Raw genomic sequence first — 21,635 nt, 5'->3', positions numbered from 1 at the left:
GGGTTACAGCCATCAGGCTGTGGAGCCAGCCCATCTGCTCCGCGCAATACTTGATGAGGGCGAAAACATTACCGGATTCCTGCTCCGCAAGCTGGGGGTAAACCCGGGCACTTTTGATGCGGTGCTGAACCGCATGCTCGATTCCATGCCCAAGGTATCGGGCGGTGAGCAGTATCTTAGCAACGCAGCTAACAGGGTTTTGCAGAAAGCCCTTGAGTACAGCAAGGCCATGGGCGACCAGTTTGTATCGGTAGAGCATATCCTTTTGGGACTTGTTGCAGCCGGCGAACAGGTTGGCCAGCTAATGAAGGATGCAGGCATTACCGAGAAGGAACTGAAGCAAGCCATTGCTGAGCTACGCAAGGGTGCAAAGGTGGACTCGCAAACCGCCGAGGATACCTATAATGCGCTTAACCGCTTTGCCATTAACCTAAACGAAATGGCACGGACAGGCAAGCTCGACCCCGTAATTGGCCGCGACGAGGAAATACGACGCGTGCTTCAAATCCTATCGCGCCGAACCAAGAACAACCCCATACTTATTGGGGAACCCGGCGTGGGTAAAACCGCCATTGCGGAGGGCATTGCCCACCGAATTGTCAATGGCGATGTGCCCGAAAATCTGAAATCCAAACAGATTTTCTCGCTCGATATGGGCGCACTCATTGCCGGAGCCAAGTATAAGGGCGAGTTTGAGGAGCGATTGAAGTCGGTGGTTAAGGAGGTAATTGCATCGGAGGGTGAGGTAATCCTATTCATCGACGAAATACATACCCTTGTGGGTGCAGGAAAGAGCGAGGGGGCCATGGATGCTGCCAACATCCTGAAACCTGCGCTGGCGCGAGGCGAACTGCGCGCCATTGGCGCAACCACCTTTAACGAGTACCAGAAATACTTTGAGAAGGATAAGGCTCTTGAGCGCCGTTTCCAAAGTGTTGTGGTTGATGAACCCCAACCCGCCGATGCCATTTCCATACTGCGCGGACTAAAGGAGCGTTACGAGAACCACCACAAGGTGCGCATTAAGGACGAGGCCATTATTGCGGCTGTGGAGCTCTCGCACAGGTACATTACCAACCGTTTCCTGCCCGATAAGGCTATTGACCTTATTGATGAGGCCGCATCGAAGCTAAGGCTTGAGATGAACTCGGTTCCCGAAGAGATTGACGAGCTTGAGCGCAAAATCAAGCAGCTTGAAATTGAGCGCGAGGCCATTAAGCGCGAGGGCGATAAACCTAAGCTCGAGGAACTATCCAGAACACTGGCTGAGCTAAACGAGGAACGTACCCGTTTGCGCGCTAAGTGGGAAAGCGAAAAGAACGTAATTGACCGAATTCAGCAGCTCAAGCAAAGCATTGAACAGATGAAGTATGAAGCTGAGGATGCTGAACGCAATGGCGATTACGGCAAGGTTGCCGAAATACGTTACGGACGCATCAAACAGGCCGAGGCCGAGATTGAGCACCTAAAGGGGGAACTCAAGAAGGTTCAGGCCGACTTTGCCCTAATCAAGGAGGAGGTTGATGCCGAAGACATAGCCGAGGTAGTATCGCGCTGGACTGGTATTCCGGTTAGCCGCATGCTCCAGAGCGAAAGGGAAAAACTGCTTCACCTTGAAGAGGAGTTGCACAAGCGCGTGGTTGGGCAGGACGAAGCCATTGCCGCTGTTGCCGATGCCGTTCGACGTAGCCGCGCCGGCTTACAGGATGCCAAACGCCCAATAGGGTCATTCATATTCCTTGGCACTACTGGTGTTGGTAAAACCGAACTTGCCAAGGCTTTAGCCGAGTTCCTTTTCAACGATGAGAACCTGATGACCCGTATCGATATGAGCGAGTACCAGGAGCGTCACTCGGTATCGCGACTGGTTGGTGCACCCCCAGGGTATGTTGGCTACGATGAGGGTGGCCAGCTCACTGAAGCGGTAAGGCACAAACCCTACTCGGTGGTTCTGCTCGATGAAATTGAGAAAGCCCACCCCGATGTGTTCAACATCCTGCTTCAGGTACTCGACGATGGTAGGCTTACCGATAACAAGGGCCGCACAGTCGATTTCAGGAACACTATCATCATAATGACATCGAACATTGGTTCGCATATTATCCAGGAGAACTACGCTCAGCTAAGTAAGAGCAATGCTGAACAAGTATTTGAGCGAACCCGCAACCAGGTTTTTGAGCTGCTCAAGCAGAGCATCAGGCCCGAATTCCTGAACCGTGTGGACGAGATAATAATGTTCACACCGCTTAACCGTGAGGAAATAAAGCAGATTGTTCTGTTGCAGTTCGAACGAATCAAGCAGATGCTTGCTCAAAACGGCGTAAGCATTGAAATTAGTGAGAGCGCAGTGGAATGGATAACCGATATAGGATTCGACCCTGTTTACGGAGCACGCCCCATTAAGCGGGTAATGCAAAAGAAAATCCTTAACGAGCTCTCCAAACAGCTGCTGGCTGGTACTATAAACAAGGAACAAACCATAACCGTTGACTACTTTGGCGACGACATACTGGTTTTCCGATAATTTCCGAGTATTTTTCTGACAAGCCGCCTTTTTTTGGGCGGCTTTTTTTATATTTGAAAAGGATTAGAAAAAGTGAATAGCTAAAAGAGATTCGTTAACCATTACCCAAAGGAATAAAGAATTTGAGGGAGTTAGAGGATATTTATAACTGATTGATGAATAATTTCTGTAACTCCAAAATTCTAAATTCCAAATTCAATTTTCTTTTCACACATGGCAGGTTTATTGGTTTATAAAGCATCGGCGGGTTCGGGAAAAACATATCGACTTGTAGCCGAATACATCAAAATGCTCATTGAAAATCCGCAGGCTTACCGCGAAATACTTGCGGTTACATTCACCAACAAGGCCACAGCCGAGATGAAAGGTCGAATTATTGAAAAACTTTACAAGCTGAAAAGGAGTGAAGAACCCGATTTGCTGCAAACCCTTAAAGCCGAAACAGGCATCGACGAAGATTCAATAAGAAGTCGGGCGGAAGTAGCGCTTTCCAACATACTACACGATTACTCAATGTTCAGCATCAGCACCATCGATAGCTTTGTGCAACGCATAATCCAAAACCTGCTCTGGGAGCTTGGCCAACACGGAAACAATGAACTGGTTCTGGAACACAAGCCCTACATTGAGAAGGCTTCCGATGCGCTGCTCGATGAGCTTACCAAACACCCCGAACTATTTAACCATTTGAAAAGGTTGATTGAGGAGAGGCTTGACGAGAACAAATCGCCCAACATTCAAAACGACCTCATAAACCTGGGCAACATGCTATTCCATGAGCGCTACAAGCTACTCAGCTCTGAGGAGCGGGAACTAATGCACAAAAAGGAAACGCTCAATGCGCTTAAAGCAGAGGTAAACCGAATTATCTCCGAAACATACAATGATCTAAAAACACGAGCAGCAAGTTTGCTGAAACAAATCTACAGCTCTGGCATAGATGGTATTAACCAAGACAACTACAGCGATTTTTTCAAGAAAAAAGGCGGAATTATACCAATGATAGTGAAGCTAGCCGAGCTAAAACGACTTACACCCATAGAGTATAAAAGCATTGCGGAAGATGCACTTTCCGATATATCGGTTTGGCTGACCAAGGAAAAAATAAACATGCTTAAAGGTTTTGTTGAGCAGAAGCTGATGCCCCAATACCGTGAGCTCTTTAGCTACCTTAACTCCAACTACAGGTTATACAATACCGCCCTGGCAATAAATGACAACATTTCAACGCTTTACATCATCAACGAGCTTTACAAAAAGCTCAGGGAAAAGCTTAACGACGATGGGGTAATGCTCCTATCGGACAGTAGCGCGTTGCTCAAGGAGTTTGTTTCGCAAACCGACACCCCTTTCATCTACGAAAAGATTGGTACTAAATACACCAGCTACATGCTCGATGAGTTTCAGGACACATCGCAGCTGCAGTGGCGCAACTTTGAACCACTCATTGCCGACAGCTTAGGAAGCAGCGGACTTAGCATGGTGGTAGGCGATGTTAAACAATCAATTTACCGTTGGCGCAACAGCGATTGGCGTATTATGGCCGGAATTGAGGCCGAGCGACAGTTTTATCCACAGGTTAAGCAGCTAACGGTTAACTACCGGAGCGCAAGAACGATTGTTGAATTCAACAACCATTTCTTTCAAAAAGCCATCGAAATCAACGAATGGGAAACTATCAATCCACAAAACCCAGCCTTCAACCTAAAAAACCTCTATTCCGATGTTAAGCAGGAGGTAAAGAAACTTGAGCCAAAAGGCTATGTAGAGGTAGCTTTTATGCCACCAAAGACCGATGAAGCCAACGATTACTTTACAAATCATATCAGAAATATACTTGTTGATTTGAAAGAAAGGGGATACAGGGCAGGCGATATTGCCTTTTTGGTGCGTAAAAACGAGCAAGGACGGCAGCTGGCCGAACTCCTGCTTCAGCTAAGCAAAAGCGACACCCAGCTATCGGGGTTTATCAAAATAGTTTCGCAGGATGCGCTAATACTGAACTCATCGGCGGCAGTAAGGCTGTGCGTTGCTGCACTTAAAATCGCCCTAAACCCAATGGACACCCTTGCCGTGGCTCAGTTCCGCAAGGAATTTGCATTGCTTAAAAATCAGCACGCAAGCATCCACTGGCCAAGTGTCTTCCTTCCCGATAGTGACGATACCTTTGATTGGCTAACCTCTATCCGATTCTACCCTTTGGGTTATATGGTTGAAGCAATAATTCAAAAGTACTTCCATGACCAAGATATCGATATTAATGACCACCTACCCTACCTATCGCTACTGCATGAGTATGCTATTGACTTTTCGTACAGGGGCACTTCTTCGCTAAGCCGGTTTATTGAGTGGTATGAGCAGGACGGGAAAGGCAAACGTCTTTTTATGGCCGAAACCGAAAATGCCATCAACATCCTATCCATCCATAAATCAAAGGGATTAGAGTTCCCTATAATCATATTCCCCTTTGCCGACCTGCAGAACCAACAGAAGCAAAAAGACAGCATAATGTGGTTCAAACTTCCGGCCGATACACCTAACGAAAACCTTAAAAATTACCCGCTTTTACCAATTAATCCAAAAAAGGCGTTGGCTCAAACATACTTTGAAGCCGATTACTACGATGAACAATTCTGTAAAGAGATAGACGATATAAACCTGCAATACGTGGCTTTTACCCGTGCTAAGCATGAGCTATACCTTTTGGTTACCGATAAAAAGCTTGCTGAAGACGAAATCAACAAAACCCAGGAAAATGTAGAACAAAACAAATTTGTGAAGTTTTTGCCAAACAGCTCAAGCTTAAGTCCGCAAAAGGTGGTTGATGGGAAAAAGGTAATTTACTCTTATGGTCAAAAGTCAACAAAAAAAGTTGACCTAAACGATAGCATGGGCGAAGAGACAAAACTTATTAAACATTACCCTATTAATCCCATGCGTGGGAAAATTGCCCGGCAGTTCAAAGTGGATTCGGGCGAAATAGACCAAAAGAGCGATTTGCAACACGGTATTGCCATGCATGCCATTCTATCGAAAATTATCACCCTTGACGATTTGGATGAGGCCATGGATTGGGCTGTTCAGAATGGGTACATTACGGCAAACCAAAGGCAAAATGTCCATAACAGCTTAATATCGATGATAAACAAGGAACCCTACAAACGGTGGTTCAGTAGCACCTGGGAAGTGAAAAACGAGGCATCAATTGTAAACACCGATGGCAATATTTACCGCCCCGACCGGGTTCTTATTGGTGATAACCAAGCTGTAATTGTCGATTTTAAATTTGGATTACCAACCCCAAAACACCGCAAACAGGTTGAGCATTACAAAGAACTACTACTCAACATGGGCTATGAAAGGGTGAAGGGATATTTATGGTATTTCCAATTAAACCGACACGAGGAGATATAAGTCAAAATCCGGTAATTATAAATAACTTTACCAATCAATTAGCTAAATACTAACCAAAACCAGTTTAACAATGCGAAAGTATTTAATCTATTTAACCATACCCGCTATGGTTGCATGTGGCTCAAAGGAGCCAAAACCGACCACGCTTGCTGGTCGATACACAAATGGTACCGACAACAAGGTGATTGTTATTAGCCCCGATGCTATTGATACCATAGCCCTAAACGATAATGGGCTTTTTGTCCATAAGGTAAACCTGGCCAATCCTACGATGCTCAAGGTTAGATCGGGCCGAATACAAACAACCCTTTACCTTGAACCCGGCGATAGCAGCTACTTTGAGGTTGATGCCAACAATGCCGATGGCATTAGCTTCAGTGGAAGCAACAGCGAACTGAACCAGAACTTACGCTCACGCAGCAAAGAACTCCAAAATATTTTCCGCGGTTGGCGCGACCTTTTCTCACTAAACCTCAACGAATTTGGGTTAAAGATTGATTCCATAAGCAAGGAATTATTCCAGAAAACCGATTCGTTAAAGGCCAAAAGCAAAAACTTTGCTGAGATGGAGGCCAACCGGGTTCGCTACTTCATGCTACGCTTACGTAGCCAATACCCCGAATACTCGGCCTACCTATCGGGCGAAGAATTTAACCCCGACAGCGCCGATTACTCATTCTTTGACAATGTGGACATGAACAACGGCGAACACCTGAGTTACGACGAATATGCTTCGCTTGTTGAAACATACGCAGAGCACAGAATTCGAAAAACTCAGAACTTTAAGGAACTATGGTCCAAACCTGCACAAGAACGTCTTCCTGCTATTTTCAGCATGATCGACAGCATTTTCACCAATCCTAAAATCAGGGATTACGTTAAGAAATATTACCTACTGCAAGAAATTGAGTTTGGTGAGTTCTGGAAGCTGAACGATATTTGCAACAGTTACCTTGCTGCCTGTACTACACCTATTTACAAACAGGAGGTTGAATCGGTTTTCAACGGAAAGCTAAAGATTGCCCCGGGCAAAATTGCCCCCACTTTTACCTACAACGATATAAACGGCAAGTCAGTGTCACTGTCCGACTTCAATGGCAAACTGGTTTACATTGACTTTTGGGCAACCTGGTGCGGCCCATGCCGCGGCGAGATTCCTCACCTTGACAAACTGGAAAAAGACTACAAGGGGAAAAAGATAGTTTTTGTGAAGATATCGCTCGACGACGACATGGATGCCTGGCGTAAAATGGTAACCGAAAAGAAATTAGGTGGCGTTCAGCTACATGCCGATGGCGCCTGGAGTTCCGATGCCGCTAAGAATTACCAGATTAAAGGAATCCCAACCTTTGTGTTAATTGGTGCCGATGGTAAAATTATCAACCCCAATGCACCCCGTCCGTCTTCGGAGGAAATCCGTACCCTGCTCGACCAGGAGCTTGCAAAGATTTAATGATTACGCCAAATACCTGAAGGCCGGCTATGCCGGCCTTTTTTTGTTTGGCAAGGTTTTTCTATCTTTATCAGGTTATTTGCTATAAACATGACTAAAGTTTACCCCTGGGGCGACACACGCCGATACAATAGTTACTCGGGCTACTTTAAGAGGGAGTTTGGGGGCAGGGTTCAAAAGTTAACCATTGATGCAGGCTTCACCTGTCCAAACCGCGATGGCACTGTTGGCCTGGGAGGCTGTACCTACTGCAACAACGATGCCTTTAACCCCAGCTACTGCACACCACAGAAATCGATTACCCAGCAAATTGAGGAGGGGATTGAGTTCCATGCAGTGCGTTACAGGAGGGCCGACAGATACCTGGCATACTTCCAGGCCTACTCAAACACCTATGCCCCATTGGAGAAGTTAAGGGCGCTTTACAGCGAAGCGCTTTCGCACCCTAAGATTATTGGACTAGTGATTGGCACTCGCCCCGATTGTGTTGATGAAGCTAAACTTGACTACTTTCAGCAGCTCAACAGCAAATACTACATAGCCCTTGAATACGGAGTGGAAAGCTGCTACAACAGGACCTTGCAACTTATTAACCGCGGGCATACCTTTGAACAATCGGTTTGGGCTATTAACGAAACAAGTAAACGTGGAATACGCGTAGGAGCCCACTTCATCTTTGGCCTACCCGGCGAAACCCAGGAGCAAATGCTTGCCGAAGCCGATATTATTTCAAAGTTACCCTTACACACCGTAAAATTTCATCAGCTGCAAATAATCAAGGGAACAATTATGGAGCAGCAATACACAACCAACCCTGAATGGTTCAAGCTGTTCAGCATGGACGAATACTTTAACTTTCTTGCCGATTTTATTGAGCGGTTAAACCCTAACTTTGTTATTGAACGCTTTACTGGCGAAGCACCACCCCGCTACCTGGCAGTTCCACCCTGGGGCAATCTGAGAACCGACCAGCTGATGATTGCATTTGAAAAGGTGCTCGAAAAACGCGATACCTGGCAGGGGCGATTGTTTGAGAGCAAAGTTTAGAATTAAAAATAAGAAGCTATCTTAGTGTCTAGCAATTATTTTAATACCAGTTACTACATCGGATAAGAACTTAAAAACACAGAATATGAAACGTGTAAGCATTTTAATTGCCATAACCCTTGCAGCCTTTACGGCAGCAATTGCTCAGCCCAAGGCGTTAAAAAACTTCGATGAGCTTATGGCAGCCCTGAATACAGGCTACAATGTAAGGGTTGTAATACATTACGCTAAGTGCACCCTGGTTGCTGATAATGAATTACAGGACAAATCGCCCGAAGCCATTGGGGGTATGACCATTGACACCTACGAGTACTTTGCCCCTAAGGCCGTACGTGGAAACGAGCACGCCTTTGTTGTTTTCTCAGAAAACAAGCTGATTCAAAACCCAAAGGGAAAAGGATTTGTTTACAACTACGCCAAGTTTAAGGTCGAAGATACCGGAAAGGTTAAGGTTACAGTTATGTACATTGACCCCAACACCCAAGAGGAGTTGATGAGCGAAAACTTTTTTACACAATTTGGCGACAGCACTAAAGAGCAAGCAATTTACTTTTACCGACTATAACCAAAAATATGAAACCATTTCTTGAGACTGTTGCAGAGCATTTATACTCAACACACGGAAATGATATTTCAAAATTAACCCTGGTTTTTCCAAACCGAAGGGCATCGCTTTTCTTCAGCAAATACCTTAGCAAGCAAATTGCTAAACCAATTTGGTTGCCTGAAACAACAACCATTAGCGACCTGATGTTCAGCTATGCTGGTGTAAAACCAGCCGATCCGCTAATGCTCAACTATAAGCTTTACAAGGCTTATTGCCAGGCCACCCACAGCCTTGAACCTTACGATGAGTTTTACTTCTGGGGAAACATAATGCTTTCCGATTTCGACCAGATTGACAAATACCTGGTTGACCCCAAAATGCTATTCACCAATATCAACGACCTTAAGGAAATTGAGCAGCAATTCAACGAGTTTGATAAGGAAACTATTGAATTAATTGAAAAATTCCTAAACCTTGTTTCATCTGAGGGAGAATCGCTAATTCGTTCACGCTACTCAAAAATTTGGGCAAACCTTTACGGAATTTACAGTGCCTTTACCAACAGCTTAATATCGGAAGGAATAGCCTACGAGGGATTAGCTTACCGGCTAGCCGTAAAGGCATTGGAGGGCGGCACATCAGCCATACCAAACCAAAAATTTGTTTTTATTGGGTTTAACGCATTAAGCAAGTCGGAACAACGATTGCTTTTGCTTCTAAAAAGTGGAGAAAGAGCGCTTTTCTATTGGGATTACGACAATTACTACATAAACTCCCCAACAGGTGTCGATCACGAGGCAGGACTATTCATGCGCCAGAATCTTAAACTGTTTCCGAATGCTCTTAGCAATACAACCTTTGATTTCATTGGGAATATAGGCTCTAGCAAAAAGGTAACACTTATCTCATCGCCATCGGAAGTAACACAAACCAAAATTGTTCCCGATATTCTTGATGAACTTAATATTAACAGCACTAATGAGCTAACCACGGCAGTGGTTTTACCCGACGAGAAACTTTTACTTCCGCTGCTCACGGCATTACCCGAAAAGTACAGTAATGCCAATATTACCATGGAGTATCCGCTGCGCGAAACTTCGGCCTATTCTTTTATTGATGCCCTGCTAACACTCCAAAAATCGAGCGATAAACAAACCGAGTTCTACTACCGCGATGTTCTGCTAATACTATCGCATCCCTACATTCAACTTGCATGCCCCGATGAGGCCAATAGGATAAGGGATATAATCATCGATAGGCAATTGCTAAACATCCCCACCGACACCTTTAGTGGAAGCGACATCCTGGAACAAATTTTCAAGCCTGTAACCAAGGGTTCAGAGCTGGCAAACTACCTTGCCACGTGCATTAACTCAATTGTTAGCCGATTAACCCATGAAATGGAAGCTAACGACGATAAGCTTAAGCTTGAAGTTGAATACCTGCTTACCATTAATCGAGCCTTAAAACGGTTAAGCCTAGTGATATCGGAGATAAATGAAGAATACTCCAACAAAACGTTCCGCTCATACCTAACCAAAGCTTTAGCTGAGCAAAGAGTATCGTTTATAGGCGAGCCTCTTTCGGGTATACAGATAATGGGTTTCCTGGAAACCCGTAACCTCGACTTTAAAAACCTTGTAATTCTCTCGGTAAACGACAATCTTTTACCGGGGAGCCACTTTAGCCCATCGTTCATAGTCCCTACCCTACGGCAAGCATACGGATTGCCCGACTACAAGCACCAAAATGCGGTATACGCCTACTACTTTTACCGCTTAATGCAACGCGCCGAAAATATCTACCTTGTATACACAAACATAACCGAGGGATTAAAATCGGGTGAACTGAGTCGCTTTGTTAAGCAGCTTCAAATGGAGTCAAACCTAAACATAAAAGAAGTAACCGTAAACTTTGATCTTGGCGTAAATAGCGAAAGACCTATTGAGGTGACAAAAAATGAGGCCATTGCTAAAAGATTAAGCAAGTATTTTGAAACAACCGAGGGTAGCAGGTACCTCTCCCCATCGGCTCTATCGGAGTTTAAGAACTGCTCCTTAAGTTTCTTTTTTAACAGAGTGTTGGGCATATCAGCCCCCGATGAGCTCGATGAAGAGCTCGATGCCATGGGCATTGGTAGCGTATTCCATAAAGCTATGGAACAAATCTATAGCGGTTTTGTGGGTAAAGAAGTGACAAAAGACCATATCCAGAACAGACTTAACCAGCTTGGATTAGTTGAAGAAACTGTTTTTAGAGCTTTTAAAGAAATTAGTAAGTTTAACGGAACTATCGATGAGCTGAACGGGCGGAATAGGTTGCTGCTGGAAAGGGTGAACTGGATGGTAAGGAATGCCCTAAGCACTGACCTTAACAGGGCACCATATAAATTATTGGCAATTGAGGAAGAAGTTAAAACGGTAATACCAATTGAACTTAGCGGTAAAGCCTTAAACGTCCGACTTGGCGGAAAAATTGACCGTTTGGAACTCAAAAATGGGAAACTGACCATTGTAGATTTTAAAACCGGTAAACACGAACCAGCCAAAACAAAAATTAGCAACATCAGCGATTTTGATGGGAAAACCGATAAGGATGGACTGTTCCAGCAACTTGTTTACAAGTTCATTTATACCCAAGAAAATAGTATAGGCATAGGTGATGTTGACATTCTGCTTTGGTATGTTCGCAGCACCGATAGAATTCCAAGCACCGAAGTTCCGGAAACCGATGAGTTTTGGGAAGAATTTATTTACTACCTAAAATCATTGATATACAGAATAGTTGATGATAGCCCATTTTCACAGACATCAAACATCAAGCTATGCGAAAACTGTAGTTTCAACACCATTTGTAATAGGCATTAAAAAGGTGATAAATATCACCAAAATTTCAAATATTGAAACTAAACCTTTTCATGTTATTGAACGTACGTTTAAGATAACCCGAAAAAATCAACCACATGAAAAGGATAATAATTGGTTTGGCAATTATTCTGACTGGTTCAGTTTCAATTGCGCAAGAAACATCAAGTTCCAATTCAAATGTTTCAGTTGATTACAGCATTAACATTGTAAGCAGGTATATTTGGAGGGGTTTGCTATATAACTCCAGCCCAAACATTCAACCTGATCTGTCGCTATCAGTAGGGAATTTTAGCATCGGAAGTTGGGCTTCATACAGTTTTAACCAGAACTACGCTGAAGTAGATCTGTATATTACATACGCTATTGGAGGTTTTTCAGCAACCCTATTTGACTACTACAATGAAAACGAAGCGGACATGGCCTCAATTAAATACTTTAAGTGGGACAGAAAGATAACCGGCCATGCCCTTGAAGGCACAATTGCCTGGAATGGGACTGAGAGTTTTCCGCTTAGAGCGCTAGCCGCCACGTTCTTTTACGGAAACGATCGCGATGCTGACGGCAATCAGTATTACTCCACCTATTTCGAGGTGGGTTATCCGTTTAACCTGAATGACTATTCAATAGATGTATTTCTAGGTGGAACACCAGCAAAAGGTCTATACCACACCAACGCCAACATAGTCAATTTGGGATTTACAGTTTCTAAAGATGTAAAAGTAACTGACCATTTTTCCTTACCTCTATCAGCCTCATTCATTTTAAACCCTGCCAAGGAGGATGTGTATTTTGTTGTAGGACTAACCTTAAAGTAAAAGGGTATGAAACTACGATCAAAGTCGATTCTGGTAAAACTTTCATTACTGGTTGGCGGAAGCATCTTTTTAATAATCTCAGCCCAGGTAATGTTTAGTGCAATGAATGCCAGAAGGGTAGCCATTGACGATGCCAAGGCCGAAGCTGTTGCTGTTTCAAAAAATTACGCCGATCTTATAAAGCATAAAATGAATAAGGCCATGCTCTCAGCAAGAGCTATAGCCGATGCTTTAAGCTATGTTACAATTTCAGGAACAGGCAATGCGATTAGCCGGGAGCAAGCACAACGAATGGCCGGCCAGGTTCTTCTCAGCGACCCCGATTACCTCGGGTTCACCCTTTGCTTTGAACCTAACGCCTTCGATGGAAAAGACAACCAATTTATCAACAAACCCGGGCATGATGGAACTGGACGATTTATATCCTATTTAACAAAATCTGAGAATGGCTCATATGTAATTGAGCCATTAATAGATTATACCGACCCCGGTAAGGCACCCTGGTATTTTAGACCCAAAGAGCTAAAAACTGACTTTGTAACAGAACCTGTTTACTATCCTGTTCAGGGGAAGATGGTTTACATGGTATCGTTTATGGCTCCAATCATTGGCAACAACAGGTTTATTGGGGTAACAGGTATTGACTATACTATTGACTTCATTCAGGAAATGGTGTCAAAATCGTACTTGCTGGAGCGAGGGGCAAATATTTCAATTCTCAGTAATGAGGGAGTTATTGTGGCTTCAACCATTAATGCAGACCAGATTGGAAAATCGCTCAAGGAATTAGACCCTACCGATTATGCCCGTCAAATAAAGCTACTTAAGGATGGTCAGGAAGTTAAAGAAGAAAAAAATGATTGGCTTAACGTTAATGTCCCTATTTATATAGGAAACAGCCAATTGCCCTGGCAGGTTAGGCTTTCGATTCCAATGAGCTATATAACAGCCAACGCAAAGTCGATGATGTGGTATCAAATAAGCATTGGATTAGTAATGTTGGCAATTGGAATAACTCTTTTAGTACTGGCGCTGCGCCGAATACTTAGCCCATTAAATAAGCTGGTAGTGGTTACCAATAGAGTTGCCAATGGCGACTTATCAATACAAATGAACGACAATATTCCTGCCGATGAGATTGGCCAGGTTTACCTTGCCATGAAAAACATGGTAAATAACCTAAAAGAGATGATTTCTGGTATCAGAGATGCTGCGGAAAGCTTCACCCAAGCAGCCTCACAAATGAGCCAAGGTAGCCAACAGCTATCGGAACGAACCAATGAACAGGCATCGTCAGTAGAAGAAATCAGCAGTTCAATGGAACAAATGGTTTCAAGCATTCAGCAAAACACTAACAATGCTAAGGAAACCGAAAAAATTTCAAAATCGGCAGCTGAAGGCGGGAAAAAAGGGAAAGAGTCAGTAACATCAGCAATAAAGTCCATGATGCTGATCAATGAAAAAATAAATATTATAACCGACATTGCATTTCAAACAAACATCCTTGCACTGAATGCAGCCGTTGAGGCTGCCCGTGCCGGAGAGCATGGTAAAGGTTTTGCGGTTGTTGCCGCTGAGGTTCGTAAGCTGGCTGAACGTAGTAGGACGGCTGCCGATGAAATTGGCCAGTTTTCAAGCTCAAGTGTTAGTACTGCGGAATCGGCTGGTAAACAATTTGAGTCAATTGTACCTCAAATTGAGAAAACTGCTGAATTAGTTCAAGAAATTGCTGCTGCAAGTGTGGAACAAAACGCCGGGGCTAACCAAGTAAACGACTCTATCCAACAGCTAAATCAACTCACCCAGCATAACGCATCGCTGGCTGAGGAAATTGCATCAAGCGCTGAAGAGCTTAATAGCCAAGCACAACAACTTATACATATGGTTGAAAGTTTTAAACTTTAATCTCTAAAGTGATTTTAAAGTAAACCCGGGCCAAAAATAAAAATGGTCCGGGTTTTATAATTTTAGAGAATTCTTAGTACCTTTTCAAGCTCCAGCCTCATCCGTGGCGACAGTTCTCTTTGTTTATTCTGAGGGTTAAGATTTTCGATGCTTCCGGGTTTTCCTAATGCAATTACCGCTCCAATTTGGTAGCCATCATCAAGTTTAATAGCACTCCTAATGCTTATGTGGTCAAAACCGCCCATCATATGTGTAACATAACCCATGGATTGAGCCTGTACTAAAAACATGGCTGTAGCCATACCCAAATCGTGCAGGGAATAGTAGTTGGACTCACCTGTCCTGGTGTAGTTTTTACGGGCTGCAGTAACCACTAATGCACCTGCACTCTTAGCCCACTCCTGGTTGGCAGGGGCTAAAGTGTTAAGCACACTTTCAAAGGCTGAGGCATTTTCCCTGTTTGCAACAAAAAACAACCAGGGCTGTTCGTTATATGCCGATGGAGCTAGTATGGCAGCCCTAAAAAGCTGAATTAAATGCTCATTTGGAATTGGCTCAGGGCTAAAGGCCATAACGCTACGGCGCTGCTGGATTGATTGTAATATTTCGTTCATTCTATTTTGAATTAATTGTTGAATTAACAAGATAACACCAACAAAGTTTAAAAAAGCCATTACAACGTATAGGTTTTTTACCCTGAATTCAATCGCTAAAATCATTACGAATTGTTAGGGATATCATTGTTTTCAAAGGGTTTCCGACTTATGTTTCTTAACATATTTTGTAAATCTAAACAACTCTTTGAAAATTGGTTTACAATACTTAACCTTGCAAAACGACAAATAACTGATTAGAAGTAACATAATCATCTAAATATCAACATATAACAAAAAAACAAAAGCTATGAGCAAGATGACACCAAAGGATTACATGGAGCGCGAAAGCAAGTATGGCGCTCATAACTATCACCCACTGCCTGTTGTGCTGGAAAGGGGTCAAGGCGTTTACTTATGGGATGTTGAAGGAAAGCGTTACTACGACTTTCTATCGGCATACTCAGCAGTTAACCAGGGGCACTGCCACCCAAAAATCATTAAAGCCATGTGCGAGCAAGCACAGAAGCTAACCCTAACATCACGCGCGTTTTATAACAACGTGCTTGGCGAGTTTGAGGAGTATGTAACCAAATACTTTGGCTACGACAAGGTTTTACCTATGAACACCGGAGCCGAAGCCGATGAAACTGCACTAAAGCTTTGCCGCCGCTGGGCATATAACGTTAAGGGAATTAAGGATGGCGAGGCCAAGATTATTGTGTGTGAGAACAATTTCCACGGCCGCACAATCACCGTAATTTCCATGTCAACCGACCCAGATTCCTATGGCGGGTTCGGACCATACACTCCTGGTTTTATCAAGATTCCTTACAACGATATTCCAGCCCTTGAAAAAGCATTGCAGGACCCTAATGTTGCTGGTTTCCTTGTTGAACCAATCCAGGGCGAAGCAGGTGTATTTGTTCCCGATGAAGGTTACCTGAAAAAAGCTTATGACCTCTGCAAGAAGCACAACGTGCTTTTCATTGCCGACGAGGTTCAAACCGGTATTGCCCGCACAGGTAAAATGCTAGCCTGCGACCACGAAGGTGTTCGTCCCGATATCCTAATTCTGGGTAAAGCTATTTCAGGCGGCGCAATGCCTGTTTCGTGCGTGCTTGCCGATGATGAGATTATGCTTACCATTAAGCCAGGCGAGCATGGCTCTACCTTTGGCGGGAACCCACTTGCGGGAAAGGTTGCCATTGCAGCCCTTGAGGTAGTTAAGGAAGAGAAACTTGCTGAAAACGCTGAACGCCTTGGCAAAATCTTCCGCGATGAGATGAAAAGTATCAAGAGCGAAATGATTGAGCTTGTTCGCGGTAAGGGCTTACTTAACGCAGTGGTAATCCGTAATAAGCCCGGCAAAACAGCTTGGGACGTTTGCTTGGCCATGGCCGAAAAAGGTGTTCTGGCAAAACCAACTCACGGAAATATTATCCGTTTCGCTCCTCCCCTTGTTATTACTGAGGAGCAACTACGTGAGGCTATTGGCCTTATCAAGGAAGCTTTTAAACAATTTGAATAGTAAAAAGTTACACACCAAAAAGGTGACACATACGTGTCACCTTTTTCATTTTCTACCTTAAGTAATCCGTACCCCTTTCCTTGACCACACTGATAAAATTGTCAATGGACCTATCGTATCCACGCTCAATATCGGCTGGAAAATAGCAGGCAGGCAATTCGCCATTCTTACGGTGATAGGCTAAACAATCGCAACACACACCATGCTTACCGCAGGGGTAGGAGCAGTTGCAAAACTTGGAGTTATTCTCCTTTTTACATTCCATAGCTAATTCACTTTTAAACATCGGCAAAAATAATTCTATAGTAAAAAAACTTGATAAACTTTCAGAATGAATTGCAATCTAACCTATGAATTTGCATTTTTGTAACTACATTGTTAAACTCAATCCAACTCACCATGAGAAAAATATTTACACTACTAACCATTGCAACCGCATTGCTTATGGTTCAGTGCAAACAACCTGAACAAAAGGTGGACGTATCGCCCATTAGCGATGCCACAGTGAAAAAGGTAACTACTGAACTGGTTAAACAGCACGGCGATTCCCAAAAGGAAAGAATTGAACGCGGAGTTGCTCAAGTGGCCATGCTTTGGAGGATTACCGATGGCACCGAGACCGATTTTGAGCAGTTCTGCACCACACAATTTGTATCGGACGATGCAGCGCTGGAGCAGTTATTCAACAAGCTCTCCTATGGTTTTGAAATGTTAAATGGCTACTTCATCCTGTTGAGCAAAGAGCTCATGAAACCCCTCCACCTGGACTGGGGCCCAGTAACCCCCATTGATGAGCTCTTTGGCTCATACAATGCGGCAGCACACCTAAACGACGACCTCTATGCCAACAAAATTGCATTTATTACTGCCCTAAACTTCCCCTATTACACCCTGAAGGAGAAAACCGAAATGGGTGAAAACTGGAATCGCAAGCAATGGGCCTACGCTCGTATGGGCGATATGTTCACAAGTCGAGTTCCTGCCCAACTCATCCAGAACTTTTCTACAGTAAACACCAATGCCGACACCTACATCAGCGAGTACAACATTTACATGGGCAACCTTGTGGACGACAAGGGTCAAACCATGTTCCCTGCCGATATGAAGTTGATATCGCACTGGGGATTGCGCGATGAGTTAAAGTCGCACTACGCCAACAAGGAGGATGGACTTGCTCACCAGCAGATGATTTACCAGGTGATGAAGCGAATTATTGACCAATCCATACCCCAGCAGGTTATCAACAGCAACGAGTATAAGTGGAATCCATATACCAATACTGTAACCAAGGAAGGTAATGAGGTTCAAGCTACACCCGAGCCCAATACTCGCTACCAGCATGTAATAAACCAATTCAAGGCACTAAAAGCAATTGACGAGTACACCCCTAAAATGCCAACCTACATACAACGCAAGTTTGAGGGTGAGTTTGAACTCCCGGTCGAAGAGGTTGAACAGCTATTTATTGATTTGGTATCGTCAAAGGAGGTTCGCGAAGCTGGGAAACTAATCAGCCAGCGCTTAGGTCGCCCGTTACAGCCATTCGATATCTGGTACGATGGTTTTAAAGCCCGCAGCGGCATCCCTGCTGAAAAACTTGATGGCATTACCACCAAGCGTTTTCGCGATGCCAAAGCCTTTGAGGCTGAGCTTCCAAATATCCTTACCTCGCTGGGATGGAGCAAGGAAAAAGCTAAATTCATTGCCGACCGGGTAAAAGTTGAGGCCTCGCGTGGCGCAGGGCATGCATGGGGTGCTGAGATGCACAACGATGTGGCACTGCTCCGCACCCGTGTTCCTGCCTCGGGCATGAACTACAAGGGATTTAACATCGCCATGCATGAGTTTGGTCACAACGTGGAGCAAACCATTACCCTGCACGATGTTGATTACTACATAATGCACGGCGTACCTAACACAGCCTTTACTGAGGCATTGGCATTCGTGTTCCAGAAACGCGACCTTGATGTGCTGGGCATGAAGGAGGTTAACCCCGATAAGGAATACCTTGAAACCCTCGATAACCTTTGGTCGTGCTACGAAATTATGGGCGTATCGCTGGTTGATATCAACCTCTGGAAGTGGTTGTACAACAACCCCAATGCTCCCGCCGATGAGGTTCGTAATGCAACCCTTACCATTGCGCGCGACATTTGGAATAAATTCTACGCCGATGTGTTTGGCAGCACCGACGAGCCTATACTTGCCATTTACTCACATATGATTGACAATCCGCTTTACCTATCGGCTTACCCAATAGGTCATCTTATCGATTTTCAGCTGGAAAAGCAGTTCCGTGGCCGCTCATTTGCTGCAGAGGTTGAACGGATTTACTCACAGGGTCGTTTAATCCCTCAGCTCTGGCTTAAGAAAGGTGTTGGTGAGCCACTTTCGGTTACTCCTATTCTTGAGGCATCGGCAGTAGCCGTACAAAAACTCTCCGAGAAAAAGTAAATCAGTCCAACAATACTTGAAAGCCGTCCTAATGTGGACGGCTTTTTATTTATTTCTTAACAGGGTTAGTGGCTGTTTTCAAATCTTTTTACGGTCTGAGCGATAGTTCCATACTTCCTGCCGAACAAAACCACTGCAAACAGACAAAGCAATCCTGATATTGCAAGGGTTAGCTGAACACCAATTGTAGGGCTAATTGAGCCCAGCAATAGGCTTCCAAGAGGTGTAATACCCATAAACGATAAACCGTAGAGTGCAACCACCCTTCCCCGCTTATCCTCATCAACAATGTGCTGCAAAAGAGTATTAGTTGCTGCAAACTGAACAATCATACCAAATCCAGTAATAAATATTACTCCAAGCGATACAGCTGTATTTGATGAAAGCGAGAAAACAAACAATCCAATGCCAAAAAGGATGGAAGAAACAAGAATAATCTTTGGTAAACTTCTAATGCTTTTCCTCGAAGCTAAATAGAATGCACCCAACAATGCACCAGCGCCAAGCGAACCAGTGAGAAATCCAAGCAACTGCGAGTTACCATGAAGGATATCGCGGGCAAAAACAGGCATAAACACCTGAAACGGCAAGCCAATAAACCCTATTGACGAAATTAGTAAAAGTAAATACCTAATTGTTTTATTCCGGTATGAATAAGCTAAACCCTCAGCCAGTTCCTGGAAGATGGAACCATGGTGATGATGAGTATTCATAGGCTTTACCCTCATCGACATTAACGATGCTATAACCGCCATGAAGCTAAACCCATTAATTATAAAGCACCACCCTTCGCCCAACAACGCAATAATAAAACCACCTATGGTGGGCCCAATAAAACGGGCCGAGTTAATCAGTGTTGAGTTTAACGCAATGGCATTCTGAAGCAAGTCCCTATCGCCAACCATCTCCAGCAGAAAAGCGTGACGGAATGGAGTATCGAAAGCAAGCGAAACTCCATTTATAACAGCAATTAGTATGATATGCCAAATTTGAAGCACTCCAGTAAGGTAAAGCGCTGCTAGGGTAAAGGCCATAACCATTGATAAAGCCTGCGAACCAATAAGCACATACCTTCGGTTTACCCTGTCGGCGTAAACGCCGGCTATTGGCGTTAAAAATAGCGATGGGATTTGACCTGCAAAACCTACTAACCCAAGCAGAAAAGGGGAATCGGTTAACCGATATATAAGCCAACCTAACGCCAGGTTCTGAATGTAGGTACCCATGAGCGAAACAATCTGCCCATAAAAGAACATCCTGAAGTTAGGGCTTTTCAATGCCCTAAAAGCAAAACCAACCCGGTTAAAGTATGAACGTATATCGATATACCTGAACATGCATTAAAATTGAATGCCCGCTGCTAAACCCACCATTCCATTCCCATTAAAGTAGGGAACAATTACAGCATGCGTTTGACCCCTACTCCGTTGTTTTAGTTTAAATCGTTCGTAAGTATAGTACGATATTTTAGTACTTAGCATTCCAATTCCTGCACCTGCAAAAACATCGGTTATCCAATGCTTGTTATTGACAACCCTTGCAAAACCAATTGTACCAGCAATAGCATAACCAGCCACACCAATCCATACTGTATGGTCCTTGTACTCCTGCCACAAAAACTCAGCTCCTGTAAAAGCCATAGCAGTATGCCCCGATGGGAATGACGTTTTAGAACTACTATCGGGCCGCATAACACCGGTTTTGTGTTTAAGAACTCGCACCACTGCCAATTGCAAAACAAACGAGCCAGAAAGTATAGCAGTTCTGTCCCAAAACGAATGCTTCGCCTTTAGTCCGGCATCGTCGAGTATGTAAACCGCTAGGCCAGGAACATACTGAAAGTAATCGTCGGCTCTGTACTTTGTGTTTATATGCTCTAACACCTCGCTGCGGATTCCAGTATTCCAGCGTTTCAGTTTCGGATTGTTGAGACCAATCACACCATAGGTGATTAACGATACTGGAATAATTGTGTTCTTAACCGTGAGCCTATACTCCGGCTTTGGCCGTTGACTTAGGCTATCAATCCGAGTTAGCTGTTGTGAAAAGCCATTTAGGTAAAAAAGTATCCCTAAAATCAAAATGATTCTTGTTTTCAAAACCTCTTTTTTTTTGCAAAGATAAACATCTAAATATGACTATTAAGCCATTCAATGTCGTTTAGTTAACAAAAATATACATGCCTGTCATCCTGAGCACAGCGAAGGATCTCTAATCGACCCCATGAAACGTTTCGCTCGCGCTCAACATGATAATAGCCTCACGAACAACTAACAATTAACAACATTTCCAGCCACATTGGGGCGAAACATTTGTAACTCCATGGCTATCTCTACTCTAAAGCGATGCACTCTATAGTATTCCAAAGAGCAAGGGGAAAGCGTTGCATCGCAACAGAAAAGTTTGGTAAAGAGCCTTTTACATGTTCTTTCTTGTCTTGATACAAGAAAGAACCAAAGAAAATCAAGGCTGAAAAGCCCGACCC

General features: G+C 44.0%; 14 protein-coding genes. 10 read left to right on the top strand and 4 right to left on the bottom strand.

From position 1 onward, the window contains the following. The 8 genes from clpB to WHS63_RS12055 all read left to right on the top strand — a co-directional run. Positions 1-2,524, top strand: a 2,524-nt coding sequence (gene clpB / locus WHS63_RS12090; RefSeq protein WP_445205327.1) for an ATP-dependent chaperone ClpB, incomplete at its 5' end; no start/stop codon positions are given. A 213-nt stretch (positions 2,525-2,737) separates the two neighbouring features. After that, positions 2,738-5,938, top strand: a complete 3,201-nt coding sequence (locus WHS63_RS12085) for a UvrD-helicase domain-containing protein (protein WP_445205326.1) — start codon at positions 2,738-2,740, stop codon at positions 5,936-5,938. 70 nt (positions 5,939-6,008) lie between these two features. Then, complete coding sequence (locus WHS63_RS12080) at positions 6,009-7,391, top strand: TlpA family protein disulfide reductase (protein ID WP_445205325.1); 1,383 nt, start codon at positions 6,009-6,011, stop codon at positions 7,389-7,391. Between the two features lie 90 nt (positions 7,392-7,481). After that, the gene (locus WHS63_RS12075) at positions 7,482-8,438 is read left to right on the top strand and encodes a TIGR01212 family radical SAM protein (RefSeq protein WP_445198059.1); all 957 of its coding nucleotides are present in this window, start codon (positions 7,482-7,484) and stop codon (positions 8,436-8,438) included. An 85-nt stretch (positions 8,439-8,523) separates the two neighbouring features. Continuing rightward, complete coding sequence (locus WHS63_RS12070) at positions 8,524-9,003, top strand: VirK family protein (RefSeq protein ID WP_445205324.1); 480 nt, start codon at positions 8,524-8,526, stop codon at positions 9,001-9,003. 8 nt (positions 9,004-9,011) lie between these two features. After that, positions 9,012-11,852, top strand: a complete 2,841-nt coding sequence (locus WHS63_RS12065) for a PD-(D/E)XK nuclease family protein (RefSeq protein WP_445205323.1) — start codon at positions 9,012-9,014, stop codon at positions 11,850-11,852. 95 nt (positions 11,853-11,947) lie between these two features. Beyond that, positions 11,948-12,667: a hypothetical protein gene (locus WHS63_RS12060; RefSeq protein ID WP_445205322.1), complete on the top strand. Its 720-nt coding sequence runs from the start codon at positions 11,948-11,950 to the stop codon at positions 12,665-12,667. A 6-nt stretch (positions 12,668-12,673) separates the two neighbouring features. Further along, complete coding sequence (locus WHS63_RS12055; protein ID WP_445205321.1) at positions 12,674-14,572, top strand: methyl-accepting chemotaxis protein; 1,899 nt, start codon at positions 12,674-12,676, stop codon at positions 14,570-14,572. A 62-nt stretch (positions 14,573-14,634) separates the two neighbouring features. Here the strand turns inward: WHS63_RS12055 and WHS63_RS12050 are convergent, their stop codons facing one another. Beyond that, positions 14,635-15,186, bottom strand: a complete 552-nt coding sequence (locus WHS63_RS12050) for a nitroreductase family protein (protein ID WP_445205320.1) — start codon at positions 15,184-15,186, stop codon at positions 14,635-14,637. Between the two features lie 298 nt (positions 15,187-15,484). Between WHS63_RS12050 and rocD the strand changes: the two genes are divergently transcribed. Then, on the top strand, positions 15,485-16,696 hold the full coding sequence (gene rocD / locus WHS63_RS12045; RefSeq protein WP_445202992.1) for an ornithine--oxo-acid transaminase: 1,212 nt from the start codon (positions 15,485-15,487) through the stop codon (positions 16,694-16,696). Positions 16,697-16,748: 52 nt separating this feature from the next. Here the strand turns inward: rocD and WHS63_RS12040 are convergent, their stop codons facing one another. Beyond that, on the bottom strand, positions 16,749-16,961 hold the full coding sequence (locus tag WHS63_RS12040) for a DUF6485 family protein (RefSeq protein ID WP_445205319.1): 213 nt from the start codon (positions 16,959-16,961) through the stop codon (positions 16,749-16,751). Between the two features lie 134 nt (positions 16,962-17,095). On the opposite strand from WHS63_RS12040, the gene WHS63_RS12035 reads away from it, so the two are divergent. After that, positions 17,096-19,150, top strand: coding sequence for a hypothetical protein (locus WHS63_RS12035; protein ID WP_445205318.1), 2,055 nt, complete (start codon positions 17,096-17,098; stop codon positions 19,148-19,150). Positions 19,151-19,215: 65 nt separating this feature from the next. On the opposite strand, the gene WHS63_RS12030 is transcribed toward WHS63_RS12035, so the two are convergent. Further along, the gene (locus WHS63_RS12030; RefSeq protein WP_445205317.1) at positions 19,216-20,487 is read right to left on the bottom strand and encodes an MFS transporter; all 1,272 of its coding nucleotides are present in this window, start codon (positions 20,485-20,487) and stop codon (positions 19,216-19,218) included. Positions 20,488-20,490: 3 nt separating this feature from the next. Then, positions 20,491-21,249 carry a phosphatase PAP2 family protein gene (locus WHS63_RS12025; protein WP_445205316.1) on the bottom strand — a complete coding sequence of 253 codons (759 nt, stop codon included), beginning with the start codon at positions 21,247-21,249 and terminating at the stop codon, positions 20,491-20,493. Between the last annotated feature and the right edge of the window lie 386 nt (positions 21,250-21,635).

The organism is Tenuifilum sp., assembly GCF_037481895.1.
In the GTDB taxonomy this organism is placed as follows: domain Bacteria; phylum Bacteroidota; class Bacteroidia; order Bacteroidales; family Tenuifilaceae; genus Tenuifilum; species Tenuifilum osseticum.
The sequence above is the reverse complement of the archived record's forward strand: the minus strand, read 5'-3'. Positions and strand labels throughout refer to the sequence as shown.

Excerpts from the sequence above, each read along its gene's own strand:
- WHS63_RS12085 (WP_445205326.1), top strand. The coding sequence starts at position 2,738 with ATGGCAGGTTTATTGGTTTATAAAGCATCGGCGGGTTCGGGAAAAACA.
- WHS63_RS12080 (WP_445205325.1), top strand. The coding sequence starts at position 6,009 with ATGCGAAAGTATTTAATCTATTTAACCATACCCGCTATGGTTGCATGT.
- WHS63_RS12075 (WP_445198059.1), top strand. The coding sequence starts at position 7,482 with ATGACTAAAGTTTACCCCTGGGGCGACACACGCCGATACAATAGTTAC.
- WHS63_RS12070 (WP_445205324.1), top strand. The coding sequence starts at position 8,524 with ATGAAACGTGTAAGCATTTTAATTGCCATAACCCTTGCAGCCTTTACG.
- WHS63_RS12065 (WP_445205323.1), top strand. The coding sequence starts at position 9,012 with ATGAAACCATTTCTTGAGACTGTTGCAGAGCATTTATACTCAACACAC.
- WHS63_RS12060 (WP_445205322.1), top strand. The coding sequence starts at position 11,948 with ATGAAAAGGATAATAATTGGTTTGGCAATTATTCTGACTGGTTCAGTT.
- WHS63_RS12055 (WP_445205321.1), top strand. The coding sequence starts at position 12,674 with ATGAAACTACGATCAAAGTCGATTCTGGTAAAACTTTCATTACTGGTT.
- WHS63_RS12050 (WP_445205320.1), bottom strand. The coding sequence starts at position 15,186 with ATGAACGAAATATTACAATCAATCCAGCAGCGCCGTAGCGTTATGGCC.
- rocD (WP_445202992.1), top strand. The coding sequence starts at position 15,485 with ATGACACCAAAGGATTACATGGAGCGCGAAAGCAAGTATGGCGCTCAT.
- WHS63_RS12040 (WP_445205319.1), bottom strand. The coding sequence starts at position 16,961 with ATGGAATGTAAAAAGGAGAATAACTCCAAGTTTTGCAACTGCTCCTAC.
- WHS63_RS12035 (WP_445205318.1), top strand. The coding sequence starts at position 17,096 with ATGAGAAAAATATTTACACTACTAACCATTGCAACCGCATTGCTTATG.
- WHS63_RS12030 (WP_445205317.1), bottom strand. The coding sequence starts at position 20,487 with ATGTTCAGGTATATCGATATACGTTCATACTTTAACCGGGTTGGTTTT.